Source organism: Rhodococcus sp. O3, assembly GCF_048897285.1.
GTDB lineage: Bacteria > Actinomycetota > Actinomycetes > Mycobacteriales > Mycobacteriaceae > Rhodococcus.
Genome location: NZ_JBMBTE010000248.1, coordinates 1 through 3,506 on the forward strand (window position 1 = coordinate 1; position 3,506 = coordinate 3,506).

At 69.3% G+C, this 3,506-nt stretch carries 3 protein-coding genes; all 3 read left to right on the plus strand.

The window, feature by feature from the left end:
* A partial coding sequence (locus ACN675_RS28420; RefSeq protein WP_420753996.1) for a response regulator transcription factor occupies window positions 1-363 on the plus strand: 363 nt, incomplete at its 5' end.
* 234 nt (window positions 364-597) lie between these two features.
* A complete protein-coding gene (gene typA, locus ACN675_RS28425) occupies window positions 598-2,484 on the plus strand; it encodes a translational GTPase TypA (protein WP_420753997.1) in 1,887 nt (628 codons plus the stop codon).
* 111 nt (window positions 2,485-2,595) lie between these two features.
* A partial coding sequence (locus tag ACN675_RS28430; protein WP_420753998.1) for an ABC transporter family substrate-binding protein occupies window positions 2,596-3,506 on the plus strand: 911 nt, incomplete at its 3' end.

The following is a 3,506-nucleotide window of genomic DNA, read 5'->3' on the forward strand; positions in this document are numbered from 1 at the left end:
CTCGTCGTGCACGCGTCGCCGCTGGCCGGTCGCGGTGAGGGCACACGGATCGCGGTGACGATCGAGCAGGCCGGCGCCGCGGCGGTGTTTCCGCTGGTGGTAGCCGCCTTCGGATTGACCGGGCGCGAAGGCGAGGTCGTCGAGCGGGTCCTCCGCGGCGACAGCACCGCGGAGATCGCGCGGCGTCTGCACATGTCGCCGTATACCGTGCAGGACCACCTCAAATCGGTGTTCGCCAAGGCCGGGGTCACCAGCCGCCGCGAACTGATGTCGACGGTGTTCTTCGATCACTACGCCGCCCGCAAGAACAGTGCCGTGCGGTGCGACGGATGGTTCGACGACGCCACAACCGACCGCGAATAGACGTGGCGAAGATCACGTCGGGCGGGCTGAGCTGGGGTAACCGCGGTCCGTCGGCGCGGACAGGGCTCGGCGAGCTGTAAGATATACGAGGCCGCAGTGCCTGCGCGGGCCGGTTCACGGTCGCGTCGGGTGTCTCGCATTCGCGTCGCGGCCACCGATACGAAATGCCGTACGGGCGAGGTGCCGACCGGGTCCAGTGCCGTGTGGCCGGACTACAGCCAGGAGAGCCATCGCGTGAGCACCGCTGATTTTCGGAACGTCGCCATCGTCGCGCACGTCGACCACGGAAAGACCACCCTCGTCGACGCCATGCTGCGCCAGTCGGGCGCCTTCGCCGAACGTGCGGAACTCGTCGACCGGGTCATGGACTCCGGTGACCTCGAGCGCGAGAAGGGCATCACCATCCTCGCGAAGAACACCGCCGTGCACCGTCACCACCAGGACGGTTCCGTGACGGTCATCAACGTCATCGACACCCCCGGCCACGCCGACTTCGGTGGTGAGGTCGAGCGCGGCCTGTCGATGGTCGACGGTGTCGTGCTGCTCGTCGACTCCTCCGAGGGCCCGCTGCCGCAGACCCGCTTCGTGCTGCGCAAGGCGCTCGCCGCGTCGCTGCCGGTGATCCTGGTCGTCAACAAGACCGACCGCCCCGACGCCCGCATCGCCGAGGTCGTCGAGGAGAGCCAGACGCTGCTGCTCGACCTCGCCTCCGACCTCGACGACGAGGCCGCCGAGGCCGCCGAGCTCGCGCTCGAGCTGCCCGTCCTCTACGCCTCGGGCCGCGAGGGCAAGGCCAGCCGGAAGCAGCCGGAGAACGGCCAGGTTCCCGAGGCAGAGAACCTCGACGAGCTGTTCGAGGTCCTGCTCGAGTGCATCCCCGCCCCGAAGGGCAACCCGGAGGCCCCGCTCCAGGCGCACGTCACCAACCTCGACGCGTCGGAGTTCCTCGGCCGTCTGGCGCTGCTGCGCGTCCACAACGGCACGCTCCGCAAGGGCGACACCGTCGCGTGGATGCACGCCGACGGCGTCAAGAACGTCAAGATCACCGAGCTGCTCAAGACCGTCGGTGTCGATCGTCGGCCGGGTGACGAGGCCGTCGCGGGCGACATCGTCGCCGTCGCCGGCATCCCCGACATCATGATCGGCGACACCCTCGCCGACACCGAGAATCCGGTTGCGCTGCCGACCATCACCGTCGACGAGCCGGCCATCTCGATGGTCATCGGCACCAACACGTCGCCGCTCGTCGGCCGCGTGAAGGGCCACAAGCTCACCGCCCGCATGGTCAAGTCCCGGCTCGATTCCGAGCTCGTCGGCAACGTGTCGCTGCGCGTGCTCGACATCGGCCGGCCGGACGCGTGGGAGGTGCAGGGCCGCGGCGAGCTCGCCCTCGCCATCCTCGTCGAGCAGATGCGCCGCGAGGGCTTCGAGCTGACCGTCGGCAAGCCGCAGGTGGTCACCCGGACCGTCGACGGCAAGCTGCACGAGCCCTACGAGGAGCTGACCATCGACAGCCCCGAGGAACACCTCGGCGCGATCACGCAGCTCCTCGCGAATCGCAAGGGCAAGATGGTCCAGATGACGAACCACGGAACCGGCTGGGTCCGTATGGAATTCATCATCCCGTCCCGTGGCCTCATCGGGTTCCGCACCGACTTCCTCACCGAGACCCGCGGTACCGGCATCTCCAACGCGATCTTCCACGGCTACGCGCCGTGGGCCGGTGAGATCCGTGCCCGCCACACCGGTTCGCTCGTCTCGGACCGTGCCGGCTCGGTCACGCCGTTCGCGATGATCCAGCTCGCCGACCGCGGCACGTTCTTCGTCGAGCCCGGCAGCGACACCTACGAAGGCCACGTGGTCGGAATCAATCCGCGTGCCGAGGACCTCGACATCAACGTCACCCGCGAGAAGAAGCTCACCAACATGCGCTCTTCGACCGCCGACGTCATGGAGACCCTCGCCAAGCCGATCGAGCTCACCCTCGAGGCCGCGCTCGAGTTCTGTGCCGTCGACGAGTGCGTCGAGGTCACGCCGGAGGCCGTGCGCGTGCGCAAGGTGCACCTGTCCGCGACCGACCGTGCCCGCGCGCGTTCGCGCGAAAAGGCCCGGAACAAGTAGCAGTCCGGGTGGTGGCCCCGGTTCGTTCCGGGGTCGCCACCCGAGCCGTTGTCCGACGGAGGGGAGGCTCGGTTGTTGCGTTCGCGCGTCCGGAGACGGCGCTGGCCACTGATGATGGCCGGAATCACCGCTCTGGCCACGGGGTTGTCGGGTTGCACCGCCGATCCGCCCCCGCCGATCGAGCAGACCGAGCCGACCCAGACCCCGGCGCCCGCGCCGCAGCGCAACACCGTCGTCGTCGCCATCGACGACATCGGCGCCGGATTCAATCCGCACCTGCTCGCGGACCAGTCGCCGGTCGGCAACGCCGTCGCGGAACTGGTGCTGCCGAGCGCGTTCCGGACCGTTCCGAACCCGGAGAACCCGGCGCTGGTCGACCGTGTTCCCGACGAGTCGGTGCTCGTGTCGGCCGAGGTCACCTCGGAGAACCCGTTCACGATCACCTACCAGCTGCGCACCGACGCCCAGTGGTCGGACAGTGCGCCGATCGCCGCCGAGGACTTCCGCTACCTGTGGCAGCAGATGATCACCCAGCCCGGCGTCGTGGATCCGTCCGGGTACCGGCTGATCGAGGACGTCGCGTCCTCCGGGGGCGGCAAGACCGTCACCGTGACCCTGCGGGAGCCGTACCCGGCGTGGCGTGAACTGTTCTCCGATCTGCTGCCCGCTCACCTGGTCAAGGACACGCCCGGCGGCTTCGTCACCGGATTGGCCGAGTCGATCCCGGTTTCCGGTGGCCGGTTCTCCGTTGACTCGGTGGACCGCGGTCGCGGCGAGATCCTGCTCGAACGCAACGACCGCTTCTGGGGGCTGCCCGCCCGGCCGGACGAGATCCTGCTGCGCCGCGGCGGCACCGATTCCCAGCTGACCGACTCGATGCGCACCGGCGACGTGCAGGTCGCGCAGGTGCGCGGCGGATCGGCCCTGCTCGCCCAGCTCGGGGCGGTCCCCGCCGTCCGTGCCGGCACGCAACTGCAGCCGCGCACACTCGATCTCACCTTGAACGCGCGGACCCCGGAGTT